The sequence below is a fragment of the Bordetella bronchialis genome, from assembly GCF_001676705.1.
Lineage (GTDB): Bacteria > Pseudomonadota > Gammaproteobacteria > Burkholderiales > Burkholderiaceae_B > Bordetella_C > Bordetella_C bronchialis.
In genome coordinates this window covers 1076132-1098942 of record NZ_CP016170.1, presented here as the reverse complement: position 1 = coordinate 1098942, position 22811 = coordinate 1076132, and the positions used below count along the sequence as shown (strand labels likewise).

Sequence of the window (22811 nt, the reverse complement as noted above, 5' to 3'; positions counted from 1 at the left end):
GCCGTTTCCTTTCGCAGCCTGCCATGAAGCTATTTCCCCTATTCGCCGACCTGAGCCAGCGTCTCGTGCTGGTGGTGGGAGGCGGCGCCGTCGCCGCGCGCAAGACGCAAGCCTTGCTGGAGGCCGGCGCCCGTGTGCGGCTGGGGGCGCCGGAACTGAACGCCGAGCTGGCGGCGCTGGCAAGCGAAGGCAGGATCGAGCACATCGCCGGTTATTTTCAGGACGAATGGCTGGACGATGCCTGGCTGGCGGTCGCCGCCACCGATGACGATGGCGTCAATGCGCGCGTAGCGGCCGCCGCCGGCGTCCGCCGCATGCTGGTGAACGTCGTGGACGACCCCGCCCTGTCCTCGTTCCAGGTGCCCTCCATCGTGGACCGGTCGCCGCTGATCGTGGCGATTTCCTCTTCGGGCGTGGCGCCCGTGCTGGCCAGGCGGCTGCGCGAACGCATCGAATCGATGTTCGACCATGCCCTGGGTCCCTTGGCGGAGCTGGCGGCGCGCTACCGGGCGCGGATCCGCGAACGCCGCCCCGACCTGGGCGCCCGCCGCCGCTTCTACGACCGCCTGATGGACGGCCCGGTCGCCGCCCTGCTGCGCCAGGCGCGCCCTGCCGAGGCCGAACAGGCACTGCAAGCGGCCCTGGAAGCGCCCCAGGACCCGCCGGCGGGCAGCGTGGTGCTGGTCGGCGCGGGCCCCGGCGACCCCGGCCTGCTTACGCTGAAGGCCTTGCGGGCCTTGAACGAGGCCGACATCATCCTGTACGACCGCCTGATCGGCGGCGAAATCCTGTCGCTGGCGCGGCGCGATGCCGAACGCGTCGACGTGGGCAAGCGGCCGGGCGAGGACCACGCGGCCACGCAGGCGCGCATCCATGCGCTGATGGTCGAACATGCCCGGCGCGGCCGGCGCGTGGTGCGGCTGAAGGGTGGGGACGCCTTCATCTTCGGCCGCGGCGGCGAGGAACTTCAATACCTGCGCGCCCATGGCGTCCCGTACGAAGTCGTGCCCGGCGTGACGGCGGCCCTGGCTTGCGCGGCCCACGCCGGCATACCGCTGACCCACCGCGAGCACGCCCAGTCGCTGCACCTGATCACCGCCCATTGCCGCGATGACGGCCAGACACCGGATTGGGCCGCGCTGGCCCCGGGGAACCAGACCTTGGCGTTCTATATGGGCGTCAGCCAGCTGGAACCGCTGTCGCGCCGGCTGCGCGAACATGGCCGGCCGGCGGATACGCCCTTCGCGCTCGTGGAAAACGGCAGCCGCCCGGACCAGCGCGTCCTGACGGGACGCCTGGAAGACCTGGCCGGCCTGGCGAGCAAGCACGCCATCCGCGCACCCGCGCTGCTGATCGTCGGCAGCGTCGCCGCCCTGGCGAACGAGCTGCATTGGTACGGCGAGCACATCGACGGCATGGCCGCGGCGCTGCCGACCTAGGCGCGCCGAGCCTTGCACGCCGGCGGGGCGCCTTGCGCGCCGTTCGGGCACAGGACCGGCATGGCGCGCCGCCCCCGCGTCCGAACGCCCGGCGGATTCAGTCGATGGCCTGCCGCGTGCCGAAGATGCGGTCGCCCGCGTCGCCCAGGCCGGGGATGATGTAGCCGTCCTCGTTCAGGCGCTGGTCGATCGATGCCGTGTACACGTGGACATCGGGATGGTCGCGGCCCAGGCGCGCGATGCCTTCCGGGGCCGCCACCAGCACCAGGGCGCGGATGTCGCGGCAGCCCGCGCGCTTGAGCATATCGATGGTGGCGCACATCGAGCCGCCGGTGGCCAGCATCGGATCCACGATCAGGGCCACGCGGCGATCCAGGTCGGCCACCAGCTTTTCCAGATAGGTATGCGCCTGCAGGGTTTCCTCGTTGCGGGCCAGCCCCACGACACTGACCTTGGCGCCGGGCACCAGCGTGAGCACGCCGTCCAGCATGCCTATCCCGGCGCGCAGGATGGGAACCACGGTGATTTTCTTGCCGGCCAGCTTTTCCACGTCCACGGTGCCGCTCCAGCCCTGGATCTGGCAGGGCTCCAGCGGCAGGTCCTTGCAGGCCTCGTAGGTGAGCAGCGCGGCGACCTCCTGGGACAGTTCGCGGAAGCTCTTGGTGCTCAGGTCGGCGCGCCGCATGATGCCCAGCTTGTGGCGGATCAGCGGATGGCGGATTTCATGCACGGGCATGGGGGTCTCCGGTATCTATGGATGGAATCGTAGCCCGGCGGTCAGCGCTCGGCCAGCCACTTGATCAGCGCGTCGTCGAAGGGACGCACGGCGTCCGCCCGCTCGTCGTTGACGATGCTCACCACCACGTAGCGTTTGCCGCTGGCGCCCAGGACGTAGCCGGCCATGGCCCGCACATTGACCAGCGAGCCGGTCTTCAGGTGCGCCATGCCGCGGGTATCGCGATCGCGCAGGCGCCGCCGCATGGTGCCGTCGACGCCCGCGATGGCCAGCGAGGACATGAATTCCGGCATATAGGGGGAATTCCAGGCCACGGTCAGCAGCGATGCCAGGCTGTCGGCGGAAATGCGGCCGATGCGCGACAAGCCCGAGCCGTTGTCGATGACGAGTTCGGGCATCGACAGGCCCTGGCTGCCCAGCACCCGCCGCACCGCCGCCGCGCCGCCGGCCTCGGTGGCGGGCCGGCGGCCGCCTTCCGCGCCCAGGGTCAGCAGCAGCAGGCGCGCCATCACGTTATTGCTGCGCTTGTTGATCGTGCGGATCACGTCGCCCAGCGGCGGCGATTCGTGGACGGCCAGCGGCACGGCATCGGGCGGCACCATGCCGGCGCGCACCTGCCCGGCGAACGTGCCGCCCAGTTCGCGCCAGAGCAGCCGGAAGACTTCCGTGGCGAACTCCGGCTGCGACAGCGCCAGCCGGTACAGGCTGAACTCGCCGCAGGAACCCGCCACCTTGCCGCTGAGCCGCAGCGTGATGCCCTGTTGGGTGATGACCGGTTCGGTGGCCACTTCGGGGGATCCGGGGCAGGCCACGTCGCTCCACTCCACCTGGCCGCTGACGCTCACGCCGGGCACGGGCGGATCGATGACCGGGCGCCAGCGCCGTGCCGCGGGATCCGGCATGAAAAGCAGCCGCACCGCGCCGAATCCCACCATGAAGGCGTCGGGACTGGCGTTGTAGGCGCGGTCGGGGGCGCCGTCGAAGGCGCCGGGATCGGTGGCCACCGGGCCGAAGATCGTCCGGTCTATCACCAGGTCGCCGATCTGGCGGACGCCATGCAGGCGCAGGTCGCGCAGCAGGGTCCAGAGATCCTGCATGAGCAGCAGCGGATCGCCGCTGGCGCGCAGGTACAGGGGACCGGGCAGGACGCCGTTGGCGCCTGGCCGGGCGCCCGGCTCGGACAGCAATTCCGTGCGCCAGACGTAGTTGGGGCCCAGGCTGGACAGCGCCGACCACGTGGTGACCAGCTTCATCACCGACGCGGGATTGCGCGGTTCCTTGGCGTTGACGGATACCAGGCGCTGTCCGCCCAGTTCCTGCACCACTAGCGACAGGGAGCTGGTCGGCAACTTGCTGGCGCGCCAGGCGGTGGCGAGTTCGTGCGGCAGCACGTTGGCCGAGGCGGGCGCCAGGCCCTGGGCGCGGGCCGCGCCGGCCGTCAGGCCCGTCATCGATATGGCGATCAAGGCGGCCGCCAGCCGCCGCCCCACGCTTGCCGTCCGCCAGCCCCACCGCTCGATCATTCCGCGCCCGCTTCCTTCACCGATCCGCCAAAAGCGCCAAGGATACACGGGCCGGACGCCCGGCTTTCGCCCGCCCACTACAATCACGGGTTGGCTTTCGACGATTTTCACATTCAGCGTGTCACTCTCTCAACCTTCCAGCCATCGCGTTTCCGACTTCGATTACGAGCTGCCGCCGGAATTGATCGCCCAGCATCCCAGCGCGGAGCGCGGCGGCAGCCGGCTGCTGCACCTGGACGCCCAGGGCGGCCTGCACGACCGGCGCTTCCCCGATATCGCGACCCTGCTGCGGCCGGGCGACCTGCTGGTCTTCAACGACACGCGGGTCATCAAGGCGCGGCTGACCGGCCACAAGGCCAGCGGCGGCAAAGTGGAAGTGCTGGTCGAGCGCATCACCGCGCCGCGGCGCGCGCTGGCGCACGTGCGCGCCAGCAAATCGCCGGGCCCGGGCACGGTGCTGCGGTTGGCGGACGCCTTCGAAGTCCAGGTGGAAGGCCGCGCCGGCGAATTGTTCGACATTTCCTTTCCGGACGACGTGCTGGCCCTGCTGGATGCCCATGGCGCCACGCCCTTGCCGCCCTATATCGCGCACGCGGCCGACGCCCAGGACGAGACCCGCTACCAGACCGTGTACGCGCGCGAGCCCGGCGCGGTGGCCGCCCCCACGGCGGGGCTGCATTTCGACCAGGCCATGCTCGACCGCCTGGGCGCGGCGGGCGTCGAACGCGCCTTCGTCACGCTGCACGTGGGCGCCGGCACTTTCCAGCCGGTCCGGGTGGAAAACGTGGCCGACCACGTCATGCACGCGGAGTGGTACACCGTGCCCCAGGCCACGGCGGACGCCATCGCGCAAGCCAAGGCGCGCGGCAGCCGCGTGGTCGCGGTGGGCACCACCAGCGCCCGCGCGCTGGAATCCGCGGCCGGCCAGCATCTGCCGCTGTGCGCCACGCAGGGCGACACCCGCCTGTTCATCACCCCCGGCTATCGCTTCCAGGTGCTGGACGCGCTGGTCACCAACTTCCACCTGCCGCAATCGACGCTGCTGATGATGGTGTCGGCGCTGGCGGGAATGGAACCCATCCGCCGCGCCTATGCCCACGCCGTGGCGCAGCGCTACCGTTTCTTCAGCTACGGCGACGCGATGTTCATCGAAGCCGCCGCGGGCCTCGCACCATGACCGGACTCGATTTTCAACTGCTCGCCACCGACGGCGCCGCCCGGCGCGGCCGCATGACGCTGAACCATGGCGTCGTGGAAACGCCCATTTTCATGCCGGTGGGCACCTATGGCAGCGTCAAGGCCATGATGCCCCACGAACTGGCCGAAGTCGGCGCGCAGATCGTGCTGGGCAACACCTTCCACCTCTGGCTGCGCCCCGGCACCGACATCATGGAAAAGCACGGCGGCCTGCACGGCTTCATGGGATGGGACAAGCCCATCCTGACCGATTCCGGCGGCTTCCAGGTGTTCAGCCTGCAAGGCATGCGCAAGATCACGGAAGAAGGCGTGCGTTTCGCCTCCCCCATCGACGGCGCCCGGCTGTTCCTGACGCCGGAAGAATCGATGCGTATCCAGCGCGCGCTGAATTCCGACATCGTCATGGTGTTCGACGAATGTACGCCTTACGAAATCGAGGGCCGCGCCGCCACCGAGGAAGAGGCCGCCCGCTCGATGCGCATGTCGCTGCGCTGGGCGCGGCGCTCGCGGGACGCCTTCGACCAGTCGGGCAATCCCAACGCCCTGTTCGGCATCGTCCAGGGCGGCATGTACGAACGGCTGCGGGACGAATCGCTGGCGGGCCTGCTGGATATCGGCTTCCACGGCTATGCCATCGGCGGCCTGTCGGTGGGCGAACCCAAGGAAGACATGATGCGCATCCTGGCGCACGTCGCCCCGCGCCTGCCCGCGCAGGCGCCGCGCTACCTGATGGGCGTGGGCACGCCGGAAGACCTGGTGGCCGGGGTCGCGCAGGGGGTCGACATGTTCGACTGCGTCATGCCCACCCGCAACGCCCGCAACGGCTGGCTATTCACCCGCCATGGCGACGTCAAGATACGCAATGCCCGCTACCGCGACGACACCCGGCCGCTGGATCCCACCTGCGCCTGCCACACCTGCCGGCATTTCACGCGCGCCTATCTGCACCACCTGCAGCGCGCCAACGAAATCACGGGCGCCCGCCTGAACACCCTGCACAACCTGCACTTCTACCTGGCGCTGATGGGCGAAATGCGGGAGGCCATCGCGGCCGGCCGCTTCGAAGCCTGGCGGGAAGAATTCGCCGCCGACCGGGCGCGCGGCGTCGATTAGCGCCGGCCGCGTCCTGGCGCCCGGCGGCGCGGCGGCACGCGGCGCTTCCCCGGGCGGGCAGCTTCGCTACAATAGCGGGCTGCCCTGTATGCGCAGGCTCGCGAAAAAACGCAAAAACCATATCAAAAACCCGATAACCAACCGGATCCGCCCGGCGGAATCCATCAGGAGAACCCGATGTCCCTTACCGACACCCTAGGCGTCGTCGTCGCCCAAGCCGCTCCCGAGAGCGCGCTGATGAACATCCTGCCCATCGTGCTGATGTTCGTCATCCTGTATTTCCTGATGATCCGGCCGCAGATGAAGCGCCAGAAGGAACATCGCAACCTGCTGGCCGCGCTGAGCAAGGGCGACGAAGTCGTCACCGCCGGCGGCCTGCTGGGCAAGGTGACCCGCGTCACCGACACCTACATCACGGTGGAAATCGCCGAAGCCGCGGACAAGCCGGTGGAAGTCGTCGTGCAGAAGACCGCCGTCTCCACCGTGCTGCCCAAGGGAACCATCAAGGCCCTCTGACCGTCCCAGGTTCACCGCGCGGCCCCGCCGCGCGGCGCGCCGGCCAGTCGCGGCGCCCGCCTTCCCCGTCACATTCGTCACAAGCAAGTAGCCGGCCATGAACCGCTATCCCCTCTGGAAGTACCTTACGGTCCTGATCGCGGTCGTCATCGGCCTGCTGTATACGCTGCCCAATTTCTATGGCGAATCCCCCGCGGTGCAGATCTCCAGCGCGAAAGCGACCGTCAAGGTCGACAACGCGCTGCTGGGCACTGTCGAACAGATCCTGAACCAGGCCAAGATCCCCACCACGGGCGCCTTCTACGAGCAGAACGGCCCATTGGGCACGATACGCGCGCGCTTCTCGTCCACCGACCAGCAGCTGCAGGCGCGCGACCTGATCGATAAATCGCTGAACACCGTCCCCGGCGACCCGCACTACACGGTCGCGCTGAACCTGCTGCCGGCCTCTCCCGAATGGATGCGCGCCCTGGGCTGGTTCGAACCCAAGCCCATGTACCTGGGCCTGGACCTGCGGGGCGGCGTGTACTTCCTGCTGCAGATCGACATGCAGGGCGCGCTGTCGGCGCGCTACGACTCGCTGGCGGCCGACGTGCGCAGCGTCCTGCGCGACCAGAACGTGGCCGGCGCCACCGTGGACCGTACCGGCCAGGCAGTGACCGCCACCTTCCCCAATGGCGACAGCCGCGACCAGGCCGTCTCCATCCTGCGTACGCGCCTGCCCGACCTGCAGTTCGTCGACCAGAACGACGGCGGCAAGCCGCAGCTGGTCGGCACGCTCAGCCCGGCGTCCATCACGCGGGTGCAGGAAGCGGCCCTGAACCAGAACATCAATACCCTGCACAACCGCATCAACGAGCTGGGCGTGGCCGAACCGGTCATCCAGCAACAGGGCAACGACCGCATCGTCGTGCAGCTGCCCGGCGTGCAGGACGTCGCCAAGGCCAAGGAACTGCTGGGGCGCACCGCCACCCTGGAAATCCGCATGGTGGACGATTCGCCCACCGCGCAATCCGCCCTGGCCGCCAATACCGTACCGTTCGGGCTGGAGCGCTATACCGACCGCGACGGCCGCCCCCTGCTGGTGCGCCGCCAGGTCATCCTGACCGGCGAAAACCTGCAGGACGCCCAGCCGGGCCGCGATCCGCAGACGCAGCAACCGGCCGTGCACCTGACGCTGGACGCCAAGGGCGCGCGGATTTTCCGCGACGTCACGCGCGACAACGTCGGCAAGCGCATGGCCATCCTGCTCTTCGAGAACGGCAAGGGCGAAGTCGTCACCGCGCCCGTCATCCGCGGCGAAATCCCCGGCGGCCAGGTACAGATCTCCGGCAGCATGACGGCGGAAGAAGCCGCCGATACGGCCCTGCTGCTGCGCGCGGGCGCCCTGGCCGCGCCCATGTCCATCATCGAGGAACGCACCATCGGCCCCAGCCTGGGCGCCGACAACATCGCCAAGGGCTTTGCCTCCACGCTGTACGGCTTCCTGGCCATCGCCGTCTTCATCATCGTTTACTACCGCCTGTTCGGCGTGTTCTCCACCATCGGCCTGGCGGTGAACGTGCTGTTGCTGCTGGCGCTGCTGTCCATGCTGCAGGCCACCCTGACCCTGCCCGGCATCGCGGCCATCGCGCTGACGCTGGGCATGGCCATCGACTCCAACGTGCTGATCAACGAGCGGATACGCGAGGAACTGCGCAACGGCGCCTCCCCGCAACAGGCCATCCATCACGGCTTCGAGCGGGCCTGGGGCACCATCCTGGACTCCAACCTGACCACGCTGATCGTCGGCCTGGCCCTGCTGGCCTTCGGCTCCGGGCCCATCCGCGGCTTCGCGGTGGTCCACTGCCTGGGCATCCTGACCTCGATGTTCTCCTCGGTGGTGGGCGTGCGGGCCCTGGCCAACCTGTGGTACGGCCGCCGCAAGAAGCTGGCCAGCGTCTCCATCGGCCAGGTCTGGAAACCCTCGGAGGACTCCAAGGCCAAGGCCTGAAGGCCCGGGCCTGAGGCGCGCGGACCGCGCGCCGCGGATATCGCGACACAACACGACAAGGACACGGGCGCCGCGGCCCCACCGGCCGCCGCCCCACCCAAGCAAGGCGAAACATGGAATTTTTCCGTATTCACCGCACCATCCCGTTCATGCGGCATGCGCTGGTGCTCAACCTCATCAGCGCGGTGACCTTCCTGGCCGCGGTCTTCTTCATCGTGACGCGCGGCTTCCACCTGTCCATCGAGTTCACGGGCGGCACGGTGATGGAAGTCAGCTACGCGCAGACCGCGCAGCTGGAATCGGTGCGCGGCACCGTCTCCAAGCTGGGCTACGCGGACTTCCAGGTGCAGAACTTCGGCACGTCGCGCGATGTCCTGATCCGCCTGCCCCTGCAGGAAGGCCAGACATCCTCGCAGCAGAGCGATGCCGTGCTGAAAGCCCTGAAGACGGCCGATCCCTCCGTGGAGCTGCGCCGCGTGGAATACGTCGGTCCGCAAGTCGGCCAGGAACTGGTGCACAACGGGCTGATGGCCTTGCTGTTCGTCGTCCTGGGCATCGTGATCTACCTGGGCATCCGCTTCGAGTGGAAATTCGCCCTGGCCGGGGTGGTGGCCAACCTGCACGACGTGGTCATCATCCTGGGCTTCTTCGCGTTCTTCCAGTGGGAATTCTCGCTGTCGGTACTGGCCGGCGTGCTGGCCGTGCTGGGCTATTCCGTGAACGAATCCGTGGTGATCATGGACCGGATCCGCGAGAACTTCCGCAAGCAGCGCAAGGCCAGCGTGCCGGAAGTCATCAACGGGGCGATCACGCAGACCATCTCCCGCACCATCATCACCCACGGCTCGACCCAGATGATGGTGCTGTCCATGCTGTTCTTCGGCGGCCCCACCCTGCACTACTTCGCCATGGCGCTGACCATCGGCATCTGGTTCGGTATTTATTCGTCGGTGTTCGTCGCCGCGGCGCTGGCCATGTGGTTCGGCGTCAAGCGCGAGGACCTGGTCAAGCCGGCCAAGAAGGACGGCCCCGAAGTCGCCTGACGGCGCGCGCCCCAGCGGCGCGCCCCCCGCGGACCTGGGGGAGCCGGTTCCAGCGGCGGACAGGCCGCGACGCTCCCCGGGCCCCGACCCCGGAGTCATCCTGTCGCCCCGCCCGGCAGATCGTCCTGGCGCCCTCCCCGCCTACGCGGGGCAATTCATCCGCGTCGCCAGCTCGCCCATGTCCTGGGCGATCCAATCCCATTCCTGCTCGGCGCGCAGATTGGTTTTCTGGTTCGGGCCGTACTCCGTCGGGCGCAGGATGAAGGCGGTACGAAAGCCGCACTGGCGGGCGGCCGCCAGGTCGGAATTGTGCGCGGCGACCATGCAGATTTCCTCGGGCCGCAGGTCCAGCACGTCGGCCGTCCGCAGGTAGGCCTCGGGCGAGGTCTTATACGCCTTGACGACTTCGGCGCCCAGGATGGCGTCCCAGGGCAGCCCGGCATGCTTGGCCATATCCGTCATCAGGCGGATATTGCCGTTCGACATGGGGGCGATGATGAAACGCTGCTTCAGCCGCCGCAGGCCCGCCACCGAATCCGGCCAGGGCTGCAGGCGGTGCCAGATCAGGTTCAGGTCGTTCAGCGTTTCCTCGGGCAGGCTGGCGACGTCGATCTTGTAGTCCTCCAGCAGCTTTTCCAGGTTCTCGCGATGCAGCACGTCCAGCTTGACGAAGGGCCGGCGGCCCGAGCGGACCTCTTCGAGCGCCGGCTGGTACTTCTTGCGCCACGCGTTGGCCACGTCGTGCGGATCGTCCTGGATGCCGTGCCGCGTCAGGAATGGCTGCAACTCGCGCGCCACGCTGGTACGCCAGTCGACCACCGTGCCGAACACGTCGAACAGCAGCGCCTTGATCTTTTCTTCCTTTGCCATGGTCTCCACCCATATGTCGAGCAAAACCCGATGACGGAGTCTACCTCCGGTACTATTCCAGCGGCTTAATCGGCGCTGAACCTGAAGGCCGGACGGCCGGGGAGGATGAAATGGCTCATGGCGAGCACCATTACTATGTACAGGTCGAATGGACGGGCAACCGCGGCACGGGGACATCCGGCTACCAGTCGTATGGCCGCGATCACGCGATACGGGCGGAAGGAAAACCCGAGATCCCCGGTTCGTCGGACCCGGCGTTCCGCGGCGATGCCGCGCGCTGGAATCCGGAGGACCTGCTGGTGGCCTCGGCCTCTGCCTGCCACAAGCTTTGGTATCTGCACCTGTGCGCCGACGCCGGCATCGTCGTGCTGGAATACGTGGACCATGCGCAAGGCACCATGCGGGAAAGCCGGGGTACCGGCCAGTTCACCGGCATCGTCCTGCGCCCGCGGGTCGTCATCCAGGCCGGCGGGGATGCCGCCCAGGCGGAACGGCTGCACCATCTGGCGCACGAGAAGTGCTACATCGCCAACTCGGTGAATTTTCCTATCGCCTGCGAGCCGACCATCATCGTCGCCGAGGTTTCGTGACCGGTATCGCGGCGGCCCTGGCGAAGGCTATTTGCCCCGGAGCTGGTCGATCAGGCGGCGGTTGCGCTTGGTCGGACGGCCCTGTTCGATATCCAGCGCGGGCTCCGGAGCCAGCCGGCGCATTTCGGCCGCCCGTTCCCGCGCGGCAATGCTGTCGGGGGTTTCGTCATACATCAGCCGGGCGGCCGTGGCCGGCCCCCGGATAGTACTGACCGCGCGCACCAGCACCCTTATGGGCGGATCGAGCTTGCGTATGGTGATGTAATCGCCTTCCCCGACTTCGCGGGCGGGCTTGGCGGGCTGGTCGTTGACCAGTACCCGGCCCTTGCCGATTTCCTCGACGGCCAGGCTGCGGGTCTTGTAGAAGCGGGCCGCCCAGAGCCATTTGTCGAGGCGGATCTTGTTGGTCATGATGGATTAGCCTCAGTACGTGGCGAAGTGGAAATCATAGCGGCACCGGGGGCCGCGCCTGGCCGGACGCGGCCGAGCAGGCGATCGATGCGCTGGCAAGCCGTGCAAACCCGCATAAAGCTCGCGCACGCCTGCGTTTACATTGCCCTCTGTTCCCACGACGAAGAATGGTACCCGCCATCATGAGACTGCTCGCCACCCTGATCCTGATATCCCTGCCGGCGCTGGCCGGCGCGCAAACCGCCAGCCCGGCATCCGCGTCCACCCTGGGCAAGGTCGAACAGAGCGGCGTGCTGCGCGTGTGCACGCCGGGCGACTACAAGCCCTTCAGCTTCCAGCATGCGCCGGGCCAGTTCGAAGGCATCGACATCGACCTGATGCAGACCTTGGCAACCGCGCTGAAGGCCAGGCCGGAATACGTCAAGACCACCTGGGCCAAGCTGCTGCCGGACTTCGTCGCCGGCAAGTGCGACATCGCGGCGGGCGGGATATCCGTATCGTTGGAACGCCAGAAACAGGCTTACTTCAGTACGCCCTACATGATCAACGGCAAGACGCCGCTGACCCGCTGCGAGAACGTGTCGCGGTTCCAGACCATCGAGGCCATCGACCAGCCCTCGGTGCGGGTAATCGCCAATCCGGGCGGCAGCAACGAGCGCTTCGCCAAGACCAGGCTCAGCCACGCCAGGCTGACCATGCATCCGGACAACCTGACCATCTTCGAGGAACTGATCAAGGGCCAGGCCGACGTGTTCGTGACCGAGGCGGCCGAGGCCATCGTGCAGAGCAAGGCCCATCCCGAGCTGTGCGCGGTCAACCCCGACAAGCCCCTGCAGTACGCCGAAATGGCCTATCTGTTGCCGCAGGGCGACGAAGTGTTCAAGCAATTCGTCGACCAATGGCTGCACCTGAGCCAGGCCAGCGGCGAATACGGGCAGATACGCGCGAAGTGGCTGGGCAAGTAAGCCGCCCGGCCGCCGCCAGGACATCCCGTGGAGACCATTACCGAGTACAAGCTATGGTCGTTTACAGGCGAGTCGCCGGCGGCCACCGTCGTGCAGCGGCAGGATTACCGCAAGGCCGCCGCCTACCCGGTCGATTCGTACTTCGACCTGGCGACCAAGATCGCGGCGCTGCAATTCCATAACCGCGACCACATTCTGCTGTTCCGCGGCCAGGCCGCCGACCACCGCAACCGGGCCGGGTATACGTCCCTGAAACCTACCCTGCTGCGTGGGTCGGGCAACCGCAACCCCAGCCTGGAGGAATTGCGCAGGCGTTTCGCGCGCCTGATCCGCGCCGAGAAAATCCTGGCGGAGGAATACCTGGCGGCGGGACTGCTGGGGCTGGAACGGGTCGGCCGTCACCGCATCGTGCGCTGGGCGATCCTGCAGCATTACGAGATATGCGCCACCCCCTTGCTGGACGTCACGCACTCGCTGCGCGTGGCCGCCTCGTTCGCCAGCCATGGCAGTGGGAACGAGGGCTGCGTATTCGTGCTGGGCGTGCCCTACCTGAGCGGCGGGATCACCGTCAGCGCCGAGGCCGGCCTGCAAACCGTGCGGCTGTCCAGCGTCTGCCCGCCCTCCGCGGTGCGGCCGCACCTGCAGGAAGGCTACCTGCTGGGCGAGTATCCGGAGATGTCCGGCATCGGCCAGAAAGCGCTTTACCTGCATCACGAAATGGATTTCGGACGGCGCCTGATCGCCAAATTCCGCTTCGATCCCGCCCGCTTCTGGGAAGGACACAGTTTCCCCCTGGTCGGCAAACAGGCCCTGTACCCCTCCGACGATCCCATGCTGGCGCTGGCGCGGCGGGTGAAGGAAAAGCTGGCATTGCAGGCGCCCCATGCCGCGCCATGACATCGCGGCGCCGGGCCGCTTACGTCAGGCGTTTTTATCGTCCCGGCGGCGCCACTGCCAGGGCAGGCGCGTGGGCCAGGTATAGGCCGGATCCAGGAACCAGGGCTTGAGCGCATGCACGGCGGCGATCGCGATCAAGGCCGATGCCGTCACGTCGGAAGCGAAATGGTCCAGGTTCACCACGCGGCTGACGGCGGCCAGGATGGCCACCGTATAGATCGCCCAGCGCCAGCGCGGCGCCACCACGGAGATGGCCGCGGCCAGCACGAAGGCCGTCAGCGCATGGCTGGACGGGAAGGAATTGAAGGGCTTGCCCTGGAAGGCATGCCCCAGGCCGTAGAAGCCCTGCTCGAAGAACACTTCCGGGCGGGCCCGCGCCACCGTTTGCTTGAGCAGCCCCGTGACGATGCCGCCGACGATCCACGCGGCCATCAGCAGCAGCGAACCGCGCACCACGCGTTCATAGCCGCCCGGCCAGGCGGCCTCCCGGCCGCGGCGCAGCGCGACCAGGGCGGCGATATACACGGCAAGCACGACCCAGGCGTAATTGTCGCTGTCGCCGATTTCGCCGATCCACTCGAAGGCGTTGTCGACGGCGGGCGGCACATGGGCCTGCATGAACCGGGACAGGGGAAGATCGACGAACAGGAACAGCACGCCGATGGCCAGCAGGCCCAGTATGCTGCCCGCCAGCCAGCGGTTGCGGGCGTGGGCGCGGCGGGCCGCCTTATTGCCGGCCGCGTCGCCGCGCAGGGCCGTATCGTGACGCATATCCCCTCTCTCGTCGGTGATTCCACGGCGGCCGCCCCGTGCGGAACCGGCCGTGCATCCGGCCTCATGCTAGGACCGGACCGAGACAATACCAAGACAACGCACCATCCGGGGTAAAATTCTGTTTTTCGCCTCGCCCCCGGGATCTACACCCGCCACGGCCATCGACATGCAAGAAATCCTGATCGCGCGCGACGCCGCGTCCGCGCCCGCCGAGCCTTCCCCCTCGGCTTCCCCGCGCAAGCTGTTCATCCGCACCTTCGGCTGCCAGATGAACGAGTACGACTCCGACAAAATGGCCGATGTCCTGCGCGAGTCGCAGGGCGTGGAGCTCACCGATACGCCGGAAGACGCGGACATCATCCTCTTCAATACCTGTTCCGTGCGCGAAAAGGCGCAGGAAAAGGTGTTCTCGGACCTGGGCCGCGTGCAGCAGCTCAAGAAAACCAAGCCCGGCCTGGTCATAGGCGTGGGCGGCTGCGTCGCCAGCCAGGAAGGCGAGGCCATCGTCAAGCGGGCGCCCTATGTGGACGTGGTCTTCGGCCCCCAGACCCTGCACCGGCTGCCCGAGCTGATCCGCCAGCGCCAGGCCGAAGGCCGCGCCCAGGTGGACATCACCTTCCCCAGCATCGAAAAGTTCGACGCCCTGCCGCCGCCCCGCGTGGAAGGCGCGACGGCCTTCGTGTCCATCATGGAAGGCTGCAGCAAGTACTGCAGCTTCTGCGTGGTGCCGTACACGCGCGGCGATGAAGTCTCGCGTCCCTTCGACGATATCCTGGTCGAAATCGCCGACCTGGCCGACCAGGGCGTGAAGGAAGTCACGCTGCTGGGACAGAACGTCAATGCCTATCGCGGCCGCCTGGGCGACGGCGACGAGATCGCCGACTTCGCCATGCTGCTGGAGTACGTGCACGAGATCCCCGGCATCGAGCGCATCCGGTACACCACCTCGCACCCCAAGGAAATGACGCCGCGGCTGATCCAGGCCTACGCCCGCCTGCCCAAGCTGGTGTCCTTCCTGCACCTGCCGGTACAGGCCGGCAGCGATCGCGTGCTGGCGGCCATGAAGCGCGGCTACACCACGCTGGAATTCAAATCCATCGTGCGCCGCCTGCGCGAGGCCCGCCCCAACCTGACCTTGTCGTCCGACTTCATCGTGGGCTTTCCCGGCGAAACCGAAGAGGACTTCGAAAAAACCATGAAGCTGATCGACGACGTCGGCTTCGATACTTCGTTTTCCTTCGTCTATTCGCGCCGTCCCGGCACCCCCGCGGCCGACCTGGCCGACGATACGCCGCAGACGGTCAAGCTGCAGCGCCTGCAGCGGCTGCAGGCGCGCATCGGCGAACAGGCGGCGGCCATCGGCCGCGCCATGGTGGGCAGCACGCAGCGCGTGCTGGTGGAAGGCCCCTCGCGCCGCGATCCCGACGAACTGATGGGCCGCACGGAAAACAACCGCATCGTGAACTTTGCCGCGCCGCCGCGCCTGATCGGACACATGATCGACGTCGTCATCACCGAAGCCTTTACCAATTCCCTGCGCGGGCGCGTCGTCCTGGCGGACGACGATACCGCGGAGCCGGCATGAGCGGCCGCGAGCGCCCACCCCGCAAGCAGGCCGGCATCGTGGTGCAGCTCAGCGGCGATAACGCCCAGCTGGCCAACCTGTGCGGTCCGCTGGACGAAAACCTGCGGCAGCTGGCCGACGGCCTGGGCGTCAAGCTGGCGCGCCGCGGCAGCCGCGTCACCCTGGAAGGCGACCAGGCCGAACTCGCGGCCCAGGCATTGCGCCGTTTCGACGAACAAGCCGCGCGCAAGCCGCTGTCGGTGGACGATATCCAGCTGGGGCTGGTCGAGATCGGCGTGGGCCGCCCCACGGAAAACGGCGGCGGACGGCCGGCCCTGAATCCGGCGGCGCTGCCCGCGCTGGAAAGCGATAGCGAATTCATCGCGCTGCGCACGCGCCGGTCGGACCTGCGGCCGCGCACGCCGCGCCAGCGCGATTACCTGGAAAACATCCTCAAGCACGACATCACCTTCGGTGTCGGGCCGGCAGGCACGGGCAAGACCTGGCTGGCGGTGGCCTGCGCCATCGACGCGCTGGAGCGCGACACCGTGCAGCGGCTGGTGCTGACGCGTCCCGCCGTGGAAGCCGGCGAGCGCCTGGGTTTCCTGCCGGGCGACCTGGCGCAAAAGGTGGACCCTTACCTGCGGCCCCTGTACGACGCGCTGTACGACCTGATGGGATTCGAACGGGTGCAGCGCCTGTTCGAAAAGCAGACCATAGAGATCGCGCCGCTGGCCTATATGCGCGGGCGCACGCTCAACCACGCCTTCGTCATCCTGGACGAGGCGCAGAACACCACGCCGGAACAGATGAAAATGTTCCTGACGCGCATCGGCTTCGGCAGCAAGGCGGTCATTACCGGAGACCCCTCCCAGGTGGACCTGCCGCGCGGCCAGCAAAGCGGCCTGGCGCACGCCGTGGGCGTGCTCGAGGACGTCCAGGGCATCGCGATGACCCGTTTCACCAGCCGCGACGTGGTGCGGCACCCGCTGGTGGCGCGCATCGTCGACGCCTACGAAAAGGCGGCGGCGGATGAGGACTGACACGCCCGTCGCGCTGTCGCTGTCCGTGCAATATGCCGTCCCGGCGCCCGCCCTGCCGCGCTGGCGCCTGCGCCGCTGGATCGCGCGCGCGCTGGATGCCGCGCGCGACGACGGCCTGGTGCCATTCAGCGGCGCGGAGATCAGCCTGCGCATCGTCGGCCAGGGAGAAGGCCGCCAACTGAACCATGCCTTTCGCGGCCGCGATTACGCCACCAACGTCCTGACCTTCGAATACGGCGTCGGGCCCGACGCGGTGGCGCGCGGCGACATCGTGCTGTGCCTGCCGGTCCTGCGCCGCGAAGCCCGCGAGCAGCGCAAGACACCCCTGGCGCACGCGGCCCACCTGACCATCCATGGCGCCCTGCATGCGCTGGGCTACGACCATGTCAAGGCGCGCGACGCCAAGCGCATGGAAACCCTGGAAACCCGCGTGCTGGCCGGGATGGGCATCGCCGATCCCTACACGCCGCGCTGAAGCATGGCGGCGGGCCGCCGCGCCCTGGGGTAATCCCCGCCGCACCGTTACAGAAGCGCCCGGCAACATCGGTTATGCTGGATTCTTTGTAACTTGTCCTCTGGACGATGCCCGACCCCTACCCTGCGAACGACGCGGATGCTCCGCGTCAACACAAGCCCGCGAACAAATCCCTGCTCGACCGCCTGCTCTCCCTGGTTCGACGCGAACCCGAGGACCGCGAAGGCATCAAGGCGATTCTCGAAGCCGCCCACGAGCGCGACCTGCTGGATGCCGAGTCGTACGCGATGATCAAGGGCGCCCTCGCCGTGTCGGAACGCACCGTGGGCGACATCATGGTGCCGCGCTCGCGCATGGACCTGCTGGACATCGCCCAGCCCCTGCCCTACCTGCTTTCCGTCATCATCGACACCGCGCATTCGCGCTTTCCGGTATTCGAGGACGACCGCGACAACATCATCGGCATCCTGCTGGCCAAGGACCTGCTGCGCTGCATGCTGGAGCCCGACATCGAGCTGCGCTCCCTGGTGCGCCCGGCGGTCTTCATCCCCGAATCCAAGCGCCTGAACGTGCTGCTGCATGACTTCCGCGAAAGCCGCAATCACCTGGCCATCGTCATCGACGAATACGGCGGCATCGCCGGGCTCGTCAGCATGGAGGACGTGCTGGAGGAAATCGTCGGCGATATCGAGGACGAATTCGACGAAGACGACGAAGCCACCATCTTTCCGGAAGGCGAGAACCAGTGGCGCGTGCTGGCCACCACGGATATCGAAAAGATCAACGAAACCTTCGGCCTGTCCCTGCCGGATGACGAATACGACAGCATCGGCGGCTGGCTCGGCGGCGAACTGGGCCGCATCCCGCGCCGCGGCGACCACCTGGAACACCAGGGCCTGCGCTTCGAGGTCGTGCGCGCCGACGCGCGCCGCCCGCTGTGGCTGCGCGTGAAACGCCTGCCGCCGCCTCCCCCTGCAACACCGCCCGCCGACACCGAATGACCGCATTGACGACGCGCTACCCCCGGGCGGCCGGCGCCGCCTTGATGGCGGTGGCCGGCGCGATCCAGGCCCTGACTTTTGCCCCCGGTCCCCTGCCCGACGGCCTGCTCGCCTTGGCGCAGGTGGCCATGCTTGCCATCCTGGCGCGCCGGCAGCTGGCCGCGCCGAGCCTGCGCCAGGCGCTGCGGGACGGCTGGGTTTTCCACTTCGCCTGCTATGCGCTGGGCTTGTACTGGCTGTACGTCAGCATGCACGACTACGGCGGCTTGTCGGCGCCGCTGGCCGTGGCGGGGGTACTGGCGCTGTCCGGATTCATCGCGCTATTCCCGGCCGCCGGCGGCGTGCTCGCACGCTGGCTGGCGCCGCTGACCGCGGATGCCGGGCCGCCGCGCCGGCTGCGCGCGGCCATCGCCTTCGCCTGCGGCTATATCGCCCTGGAGTGGGTGCGCGGCACGCTGTGGACCGGCTTTCCCTGGCTGAACATCGGCTATGCGCACGTAGACAGCCCCTTTGCCGGCTGGGCGCCCGTGCTGGGCGTCTACGGCGTGGCCTGGCTGGCCGCCTTCGCCGCCGCCGGCCTGGCGGTGCTGTGGCGCCCCGTGGACGCGCCGCGCGACCCGCGCCAGGGCGTGGCGGCCGCGCTGGCCATCGTCGCCGCGCTGGCGGGCTGGGGCATGTCGCGTATCGAATGGTCGCGGCCCGATGGCGCGCCGCTGCGGGTGCGGCTGGTCCAGGGCAATATCGAACAGTCGCAGAAGTTCGATCCCGCGCTCATGGAAAAAGGCCTGTTGCAGCACATGAACCAGGCTTCCATGCCGCCGGGACCGGGCGAGCCCGCCCCGCAAGTCATCATCCTGCCGGAAACGGTGCTACCCGTATTCCAGGACCAGCTTGACCCGCGCGCCTGGTCGGTGTGGCGCCGCATCGCGGAGGAGCGCAACGCCACCATCGTCATGGGCGTGCCGCTGCACCGCGTGGTCGACGGCCGCGACCGCTACACGAACAGCGCCGTCGCCTTCGACGGGTCTACCTCCGTGGAAGCCCTGCGTACCGGCGAAGTGGCGATGCGCTACGACAAACAGCATCTGGTGCCGTGGGGCGAGTTCGTCCCGCCCGGCTTCCATTGGTTCGTGCGCCTGCTGGACATCCCGCTGGGCGATTTCGACCGTGGCGACGTGCGGCAGGCGCCCTTCGATATCGATGGCCAGCGGCTGGCGCTGAACATTTGCTACGAGGACTTGTTCGGCGAAGAACTGCTGCCCGCCATACGGCCGGCGCCCGACGGCGCGCCCGGCGCGTCCATCCTGGTCAATATCAGCAACCTGGGCTGGTTCGGCGATACCTGGGCCCTGCGCCAGCACCTGCAGATCGGCCGCATGCGCACCCTGGAAACGGCGCGGCCCATGCTTGCCGCCACCAACACCGGCCTGACCGCATCGATCGCCCCGGACGGCCGCGTGCTGGCCGAAGCGCCGCCGATGCGGATGACGGCCCTGCCCGTGACGGTACAGGGCATGGCGGGGCTGACGCCGTATGTCCGCACGGGCAACAGCGTCATCATGGGCCTGGTCGCCTTCGGCCTGCTGGCGCTTGTGGCGACGCGGCGCCGGACGGTCCAGGCCTGACCGGGCGTTTCTTCTATAGCCGCTGCGTGTCGCGCAGCGGCAATTCCTCGCCGGCCTGCCGCCGTGGCGATGACGGGCCCGTGCCCACGCCCGTGGTTTCGATGAAAGCGGCGATTTCCGCCATATCGTCGTCATCCAGCTCCAGCGTCGCCGCGCCCAGCCAGCCATCCACCTGCCCGGGCGAACGCGCGCCCACGATGGCGCCCGTCACGCCGGGCCACGCCAGCGTCCAGGCGATGGCGGCAGCCGGAACGGTGCACCCGTGCCGCTCGGCCACGCGCTGCAGCACTTCGGCCAGCGCCAGATTGCGCCGCAGATTGTCGCCGGTGAATTCCGCATTTCGCGAGCGCCAATCGTCGGCCGGCAGGGAGGCGGCCCGGGCCTCGCTGAAGCCGCCGCTGAGCAGTCCCGACTGCATCGGGCTGTAGACGATCACACCGGTGCCGTGCGCCTGGCACCACGGCAACAGGTCGGCGGCCGTGTCGCGGCGGATCGCCGAGAACGGCGGCTGCACGGTATCCACATGGCCCAGCCGCTCGGCGTCTTCCAGTTGCGCCGCATTGTGGTTGGACAGGCCGACGGCGCGCACTTTTCCTTCCGCTTTCAGGTCCAGCAGCGTCTGCCAGTACTCGGCCAGCGTCGCGCCGTCGGTGGCGGGCCAGTGCATCTGGTACAGGTCGATGCACTCCACGCCCAGGCGGCGCAACGAGGCCTCCACCTCGGCGCGCAGGCTGCGCGCCGCGCCCACGCGCCGCGGCGGCGCGGCGGGCTGGTCGGGATCCCAGGCCAGCCCGCATTTCGTGAACACATAGGGGCGCCGGCTGGCGCCCATGCCCTTGAGGGCCTGGCCGACCAATTCCTCGGAATGCCCCAGGCCATAGACCGCGGCGGTGTCGATCCAGTTGATGCCGCGGTCCACCGCGTGGCGGATCGCCGCGATGGAGTCGGCATCGTCCTGCGCGCCCCAGCCGGCCGCCCAGCCCGCGCCGCCTATCGCCCAGGCACCGAAGCCGATACGCGTGATGTTCATGTCCGTGCGTCCGAGGGGACGCACCGGGAAGGATGTTGGACTCATGAAAGGACCTCCGTTCGTTGCCGCGCCGGGCCTGCCTTGGCCGTGCCGCGAGCCCGGCGGCATGCGCCGTGCCGGCAAGTCGTGCCGCCGGGCGCCGCGACTTGCACACCAAAAAAAAGTCGTGCATAATCTCGTTTCTTCGCCAACGGCACAGAACAAAAGCCGGCAAGAACAGCGATCGAAGCAGTGAACACGTACTGATTCAAGCACTGATTTTGCAGGATTTTGGCCTGAGGATTACGAGATCCGTCGGGGGTATAGCTCAGCTGGGAGAGCGCTTGCATGGCATGCAAGAGGTCAGCGGTTCGATCCCGCTTACCTCCACCAGTCGAAAGCGAAGATAGTCAGTCCAAGTCCCCTTCGTCTAGAGGCCTAGGACATCACCCTTTCACGGTGAGTACAGGGGTTCGAATCCCCTAGGGGACGCCAGCTTGATTGCTGGCAGGTTGTAAAGGGTCAGCCTCGTCGGCCTTATCGGCAAACGATGTTGTCCAAAATACACCGCTGCGGAGCGGTAGTTCAGTTGGTTAGAATACCGGCCTGTCACGCCGGGGGTCGCGGGTTCGAGCCCCGTCCGCTCCGCCAGAATTCCAGCTTGATGACCCGCGTCATCGGCTTACGAAAAAAGCCCCGGTTGCCCCGGGGCTTTTTCTTTTTCCGGCCACGGGCGAACACTTCCCTAAGGCGCGTACCCCCATAGATCCAGGATGACCGCCCCACCCGCCAGGAACAGCGGATCCGCGACCTGGATCGCGCTGAAAGGCAAGCCGGCGCCCCGCAGCGCCGGATCCCAGGCCATGTAGCCGCGGCGGAAATCCCCCAGGTCGGAATGGAAATGCAGGGCGCGCGTCACGCGGCCCAGATCGGTGCCCGCGGCGGCGAAGATGGCGGCGGCCTTGTCCAGAATGTCGCGCATCTGGGCATGGACCGGATCGTCATAGAAAGGCGCGCTGGCCGCCACGCGGGCCCCGGCGCACAGACCGCCGTCCTCGATACCCATCAGGCCGGCGACGAACAGCACGCCGTCGAAGACGCGGGCCGGCAGCATGTCCGCGCCGGGCAGGAAGACATCGCAATCGATATCGCGCACGCGGGCCGCGGCGGATTCGTGCGCGGCCACCAGGTTTACCTCCAGGGTGGCGTCCCGGGTGCCGAAAGCGGGGTGCCGCACCGGCACCACGGTGGTCGGCGGTACGCGGCCGCCGAAGGCGCGCGACCACGCCTGCCAGAAAGCCGGCAGGTCTTCGCCATGGCTCAGGTACACCTGCGCCTTCAGCACCAGGTCCGGCCGGCTGCCGGCCGCGTCCAGGGCGGGCAGCAGCCGCTTTTCGACCAGATAATCCGTCTCCAACTTGATGCGGGTGCCATTCCACATTTGCCCGTCTGGCACCCGGGCCTCCGCCGCCAGGTTGCCGCCGGCATCGCGCGCCAGCTGGCCGGCGACGAAGATCATGTCGCCCATGCGCAGGCAAGGCGCATAGCCGGAGGTCCGCGGCACGTTCAGCTTGCCGGTGCCCGCCTGCTGCGCGCGGTAGCCGCTATCGGCGGTGGCCGCCATGACCTGGACGTCCATGGACACGTCCAGATTGAGCAGCCGGTCCACGATGACGGAAGTACTGGGCGCCACCTGCCCGGCCAGCGCGCGCTTGCGCGCGACGTGATAGGGATCGACGCAGCCCGCATCGGGGTAATACTGGTCCAGGCGCGCGACGCGGTCCATGCCGCTGCCCGCTTCCTCCAGATGGCGGCGCATGGTATCGAAGATGGCCTGCGCCTCGCGCTGCGCCCGCGGCGGCGCGCCCAGTGGGCGATCGGGCCGCAGCACGTCGGGATCGCCCAGGCCGTCGGGCCGCACGGCGCGCAATCCCGTGCCGAACACCCAGTTGCCCGCGCGCACGAAGGGTACGTGCACGATGTCGCCATTGCCGTAGCGCCTGGCGCCGTAGCGTTGGAAAGTCATG

21 protein-coding genes and 3 tRNA genes are annotated in these 22811 nt (G+C 68.1%); 17 read left to right on the top strand and 7 right to left on the bottom strand.

The window, feature by feature from the left end; all coding sequences use genetic code 11:
* Positions 1-23 precede the first annotated feature (23 nt).
* Positions 24-1439 carry a siroheme synthase CysG gene (gene cysG, locus BAU06_RS04850; protein ID WP_066358083.1) on the top strand — a complete coding sequence of 472 codons (1416 nt, stop codon included), beginning with the start codon at positions 24-26 and terminating at the stop codon, positions 1437-1439.
* Positions 1440-1536: 97 nt separating this feature from the next.
* Here cysG and upp read toward each other — a convergent pair whose 3' ends face one another.
* Together upp and dacB are read right to left on the bottom strand one after the other, a co-directional pair.
* Complete coding sequence (upp, locus tag BAU06_RS04845; protein ID WP_066345016.1) at positions 1537-2175, bottom strand: uracil phosphoribosyltransferase; 639 nt, start codon at positions 2173-2175, stop codon at positions 1537-1539.
* A gap of 41 nt (positions 2176-2216) precedes the next feature.
* The gene (dacB, locus tag BAU06_RS04840) at positions 2217-3626 is read right to left on the bottom strand and encodes a D-alanyl-D-alanine carboxypeptidase/D-alanyl-D-alanine endopeptidase (RefSeq protein WP_066345014.1); all 1410 of its coding nucleotides are present in this window, start codon (positions 3624-3626) and stop codon (positions 2217-2219) included.
* A gap of 190 nt (positions 3627-3816) precedes the next feature.
* Here dacB and queA point away from each other — a divergent pair, with 190 nt between their 5' ends.
* From queA to secF, 5 genes are all read left to right on the top strand, one after another.
* Entirely contained in the window at positions 3817-4875 is a 1059-nt protein-coding gene (gene queA / locus BAU06_RS04835) for a tRNA preQ1(34) S-adenosylmethionine ribosyltransferase-isomerase QueA (protein ID WP_066358081.1), read from the top strand.
* Positions 4872-6008: a tRNA guanosine(34) transglycosylase Tgt gene (gene tgt / locus BAU06_RS04830; protein ID WP_066345012.1), complete on the top strand. Its 1137-nt coding sequence runs from the start codon at positions 4872-4874 to the stop codon at positions 6006-6008. Before queA ends, tgt begins: the two co-directional genes overlap by 4 nt.
* A gap of 177 nt (positions 6009-6185) precedes the next feature.
* Positions 6186-6524, top strand: coding sequence for a preprotein translocase subunit YajC (gene yajC / locus BAU06_RS04825; RefSeq protein ID WP_066345010.1), 339 nt, complete (start codon positions 6186-6188; stop codon positions 6522-6524).
* A 97-nt stretch (positions 6525-6621) separates the two neighbouring features.
* The gene (gene secD, locus BAU06_RS04820) at positions 6622-8517 is read left to right on the top strand and encodes a protein translocase subunit SecD (protein ID WP_066345005.1); all 1896 of its coding nucleotides are present in this window, start codon (positions 6622-6624) and stop codon (positions 8515-8517) included.
* Between the two features lie 113 nt (positions 8518-8630).
* Positions 8631-9560: a protein translocase subunit SecF gene (secF, locus tag BAU06_RS04815; RefSeq protein WP_066345003.1), complete on the top strand. Its 930-nt coding sequence runs from the start codon at positions 8631-8633 to the stop codon at positions 9558-9560.
* Between the two features lie 141 nt (positions 9561-9701).
* Here secF and BAU06_RS04810 read toward each other — a convergent pair whose 3' ends face one another.
* Complete coding sequence (locus BAU06_RS04810; protein WP_066358073.1) at positions 9702-10430, bottom strand: haloacid dehalogenase type II; 729 nt, start codon at positions 10428-10430, stop codon at positions 9702-9704.
* 110 nt (positions 10431-10540) lie between these two features.
* Here BAU06_RS04810 and BAU06_RS04805 point away from each other — a divergent pair, with 110 nt between their 5' ends.
* Positions 10541-11020 (top strand): OsmC family protein, encoded by a 480-nt coding sequence (locus BAU06_RS04805; protein ID WP_066345001.1) that lies wholly within the window; start codon positions 10541-10543, stop codon positions 11018-11020.
* Positions 11021-11047: 27 nt separating this feature from the next.
* On the opposite strand, the gene BAU06_RS04800 is transcribed toward BAU06_RS04805, so the two are convergent.
* A complete protein-coding gene (locus BAU06_RS04800; protein ID WP_066344995.1) occupies positions 11048-11431 on the bottom strand; it encodes an RNA-binding S4 domain-containing protein in 384 nt (127 codons plus the stop codon).
* A 182-nt stretch (positions 11432-11613) separates the two neighbouring features.
* On the opposite strand from BAU06_RS04800, the gene BAU06_RS04795 reads away from it, so the two are divergent.
* Together BAU06_RS04795 and BAU06_RS04790 are read left to right on the top strand one after the other, a co-directional pair.
* Positions 11614-12396 (top strand): transporter substrate-binding domain-containing protein, encoded by a 783-nt coding sequence (locus BAU06_RS04795; protein ID WP_082988513.1) that lies wholly within the window; start codon positions 11614-11616, stop codon positions 12394-12396.
* 27 nt (positions 12397-12423) lie between these two features.
* Positions 12424-13293, top strand: a complete 870-nt coding sequence (locus tag BAU06_RS04790; RefSeq protein ID WP_066344990.1) for an FRG domain-containing protein — start codon at positions 12424-12426, stop codon at positions 13291-13293.
* Positions 13294-13317: 24 nt separating this feature from the next.
* On the opposite strand, the gene BAU06_RS04785 is transcribed toward BAU06_RS04790, so the two are convergent.
* The gene (locus BAU06_RS04785; protein WP_082987983.1) at positions 13318-14064 is read right to left on the bottom strand and encodes a phosphatase PAP2 family protein; all 747 of its coding nucleotides are present in this window, start codon (positions 14062-14064) and stop codon (positions 13318-13320) included.
* Positions 14065-14233: 169 nt separating this feature from the next.
* Between BAU06_RS04785 and miaB the strand changes: the two genes are divergently transcribed.
* The 5 genes from miaB (at position 14234) to lnt (ending at position 19775) form a co-directional block, all read left to right on the top strand.
* Positions 14234-15652, top strand: a complete 1419-nt coding sequence (gene miaB, locus BAU06_RS04780) for a tRNA (N6-isopentenyl adenosine(37)-C2)-methylthiotransferase MiaB (RefSeq protein ID WP_066344988.1) — start codon at positions 14234-14236, stop codon at positions 15650-15652.
* On the top strand, positions 15649-16674 hold the full coding sequence (locus BAU06_RS04775; RefSeq protein ID WP_066344986.1) for a PhoH family protein: 1026 nt from the start codon (positions 15649-15651) through the stop codon (positions 16672-16674). The genes miaB and BAU06_RS04775 overlap by 4 nt, the downstream gene beginning before the upstream one ends.
* Positions 16664-17149 carry an rRNA maturation RNase YbeY gene (ybeY, locus tag BAU06_RS04770; RefSeq protein ID WP_066344984.1) on the top strand — a complete coding sequence of 162 codons (486 nt, stop codon included), beginning with the start codon at positions 16664-16666 and terminating at the stop codon, positions 17147-17149. The genes BAU06_RS04775 and ybeY overlap by 11 nt, the downstream gene beginning before the upstream one ends.
* 107 nt (positions 17150-17256) lie before the next feature.
* Positions 17257-18150 carry an HlyC/CorC family transporter gene (locus tag BAU06_RS04765; RefSeq protein WP_066344981.1) on the top strand — a complete coding sequence of 298 codons (894 nt, stop codon included), beginning with the start codon at positions 17257-17259 and terminating at the stop codon, positions 18148-18150.
* Complete coding sequence (lnt, locus tag BAU06_RS04760; RefSeq protein WP_066344974.1) at positions 18147-19775, top strand: apolipoprotein N-acyltransferase; 1629 nt, start codon at positions 18147-18149, stop codon at positions 19773-19775. The genes BAU06_RS04765 and lnt overlap by 4 nt, the downstream gene beginning before the upstream one ends.
* Before the next feature lie 13 nt (positions 19776-19788).
* On the opposite strand, the gene BAU06_RS04755 is transcribed toward lnt, so the two are convergent.
* The gene (locus BAU06_RS04755; RefSeq protein WP_082993528.1) at positions 19789-20805 is read right to left on the bottom strand and encodes an aldo/keto reductase; all 1017 of its coding nucleotides are present in this window, start codon (positions 20803-20805) and stop codon (positions 19789-19791) included.
* Positions 20806-21101: 296 nt separating this feature from the next.
* Between BAU06_RS04755 and BAU06_RS04750 the strand changes: the two genes are divergently transcribed.
* The 3 genes from BAU06_RS04750 (at position 21102) to BAU06_RS04740 (ending at position 21435) form a co-directional block, all read left to right on the top strand.
* Positions 21102-21177 (top strand) — tRNA-Ala (locus BAU06_RS04750).
* A 26-nt stretch (positions 21178-21203) separates the two neighbouring features.
* Positions 21204-21279 (top strand) — tRNA-Glu (locus BAU06_RS04745).
* A 79-nt stretch (positions 21280-21358) separates the two neighbouring features.
* Positions 21359-21435: transfer RNA gene (locus tag BAU06_RS04740), tRNA-Asp, on the top strand.
* A 94-nt stretch (positions 21436-21529) separates the two neighbouring features.
* On the opposite strand, the gene BAU06_RS04735 is transcribed toward BAU06_RS04740, so the two are convergent.
* Positions 21530-22810 (bottom strand): RidA family protein, encoded by a 1281-nt coding sequence (locus tag BAU06_RS04735; protein ID WP_066344970.1) that lies wholly within the window; start codon positions 22808-22810, stop codon positions 21530-21532.
* Position 22811 lies beyond the last annotated feature (1 nt).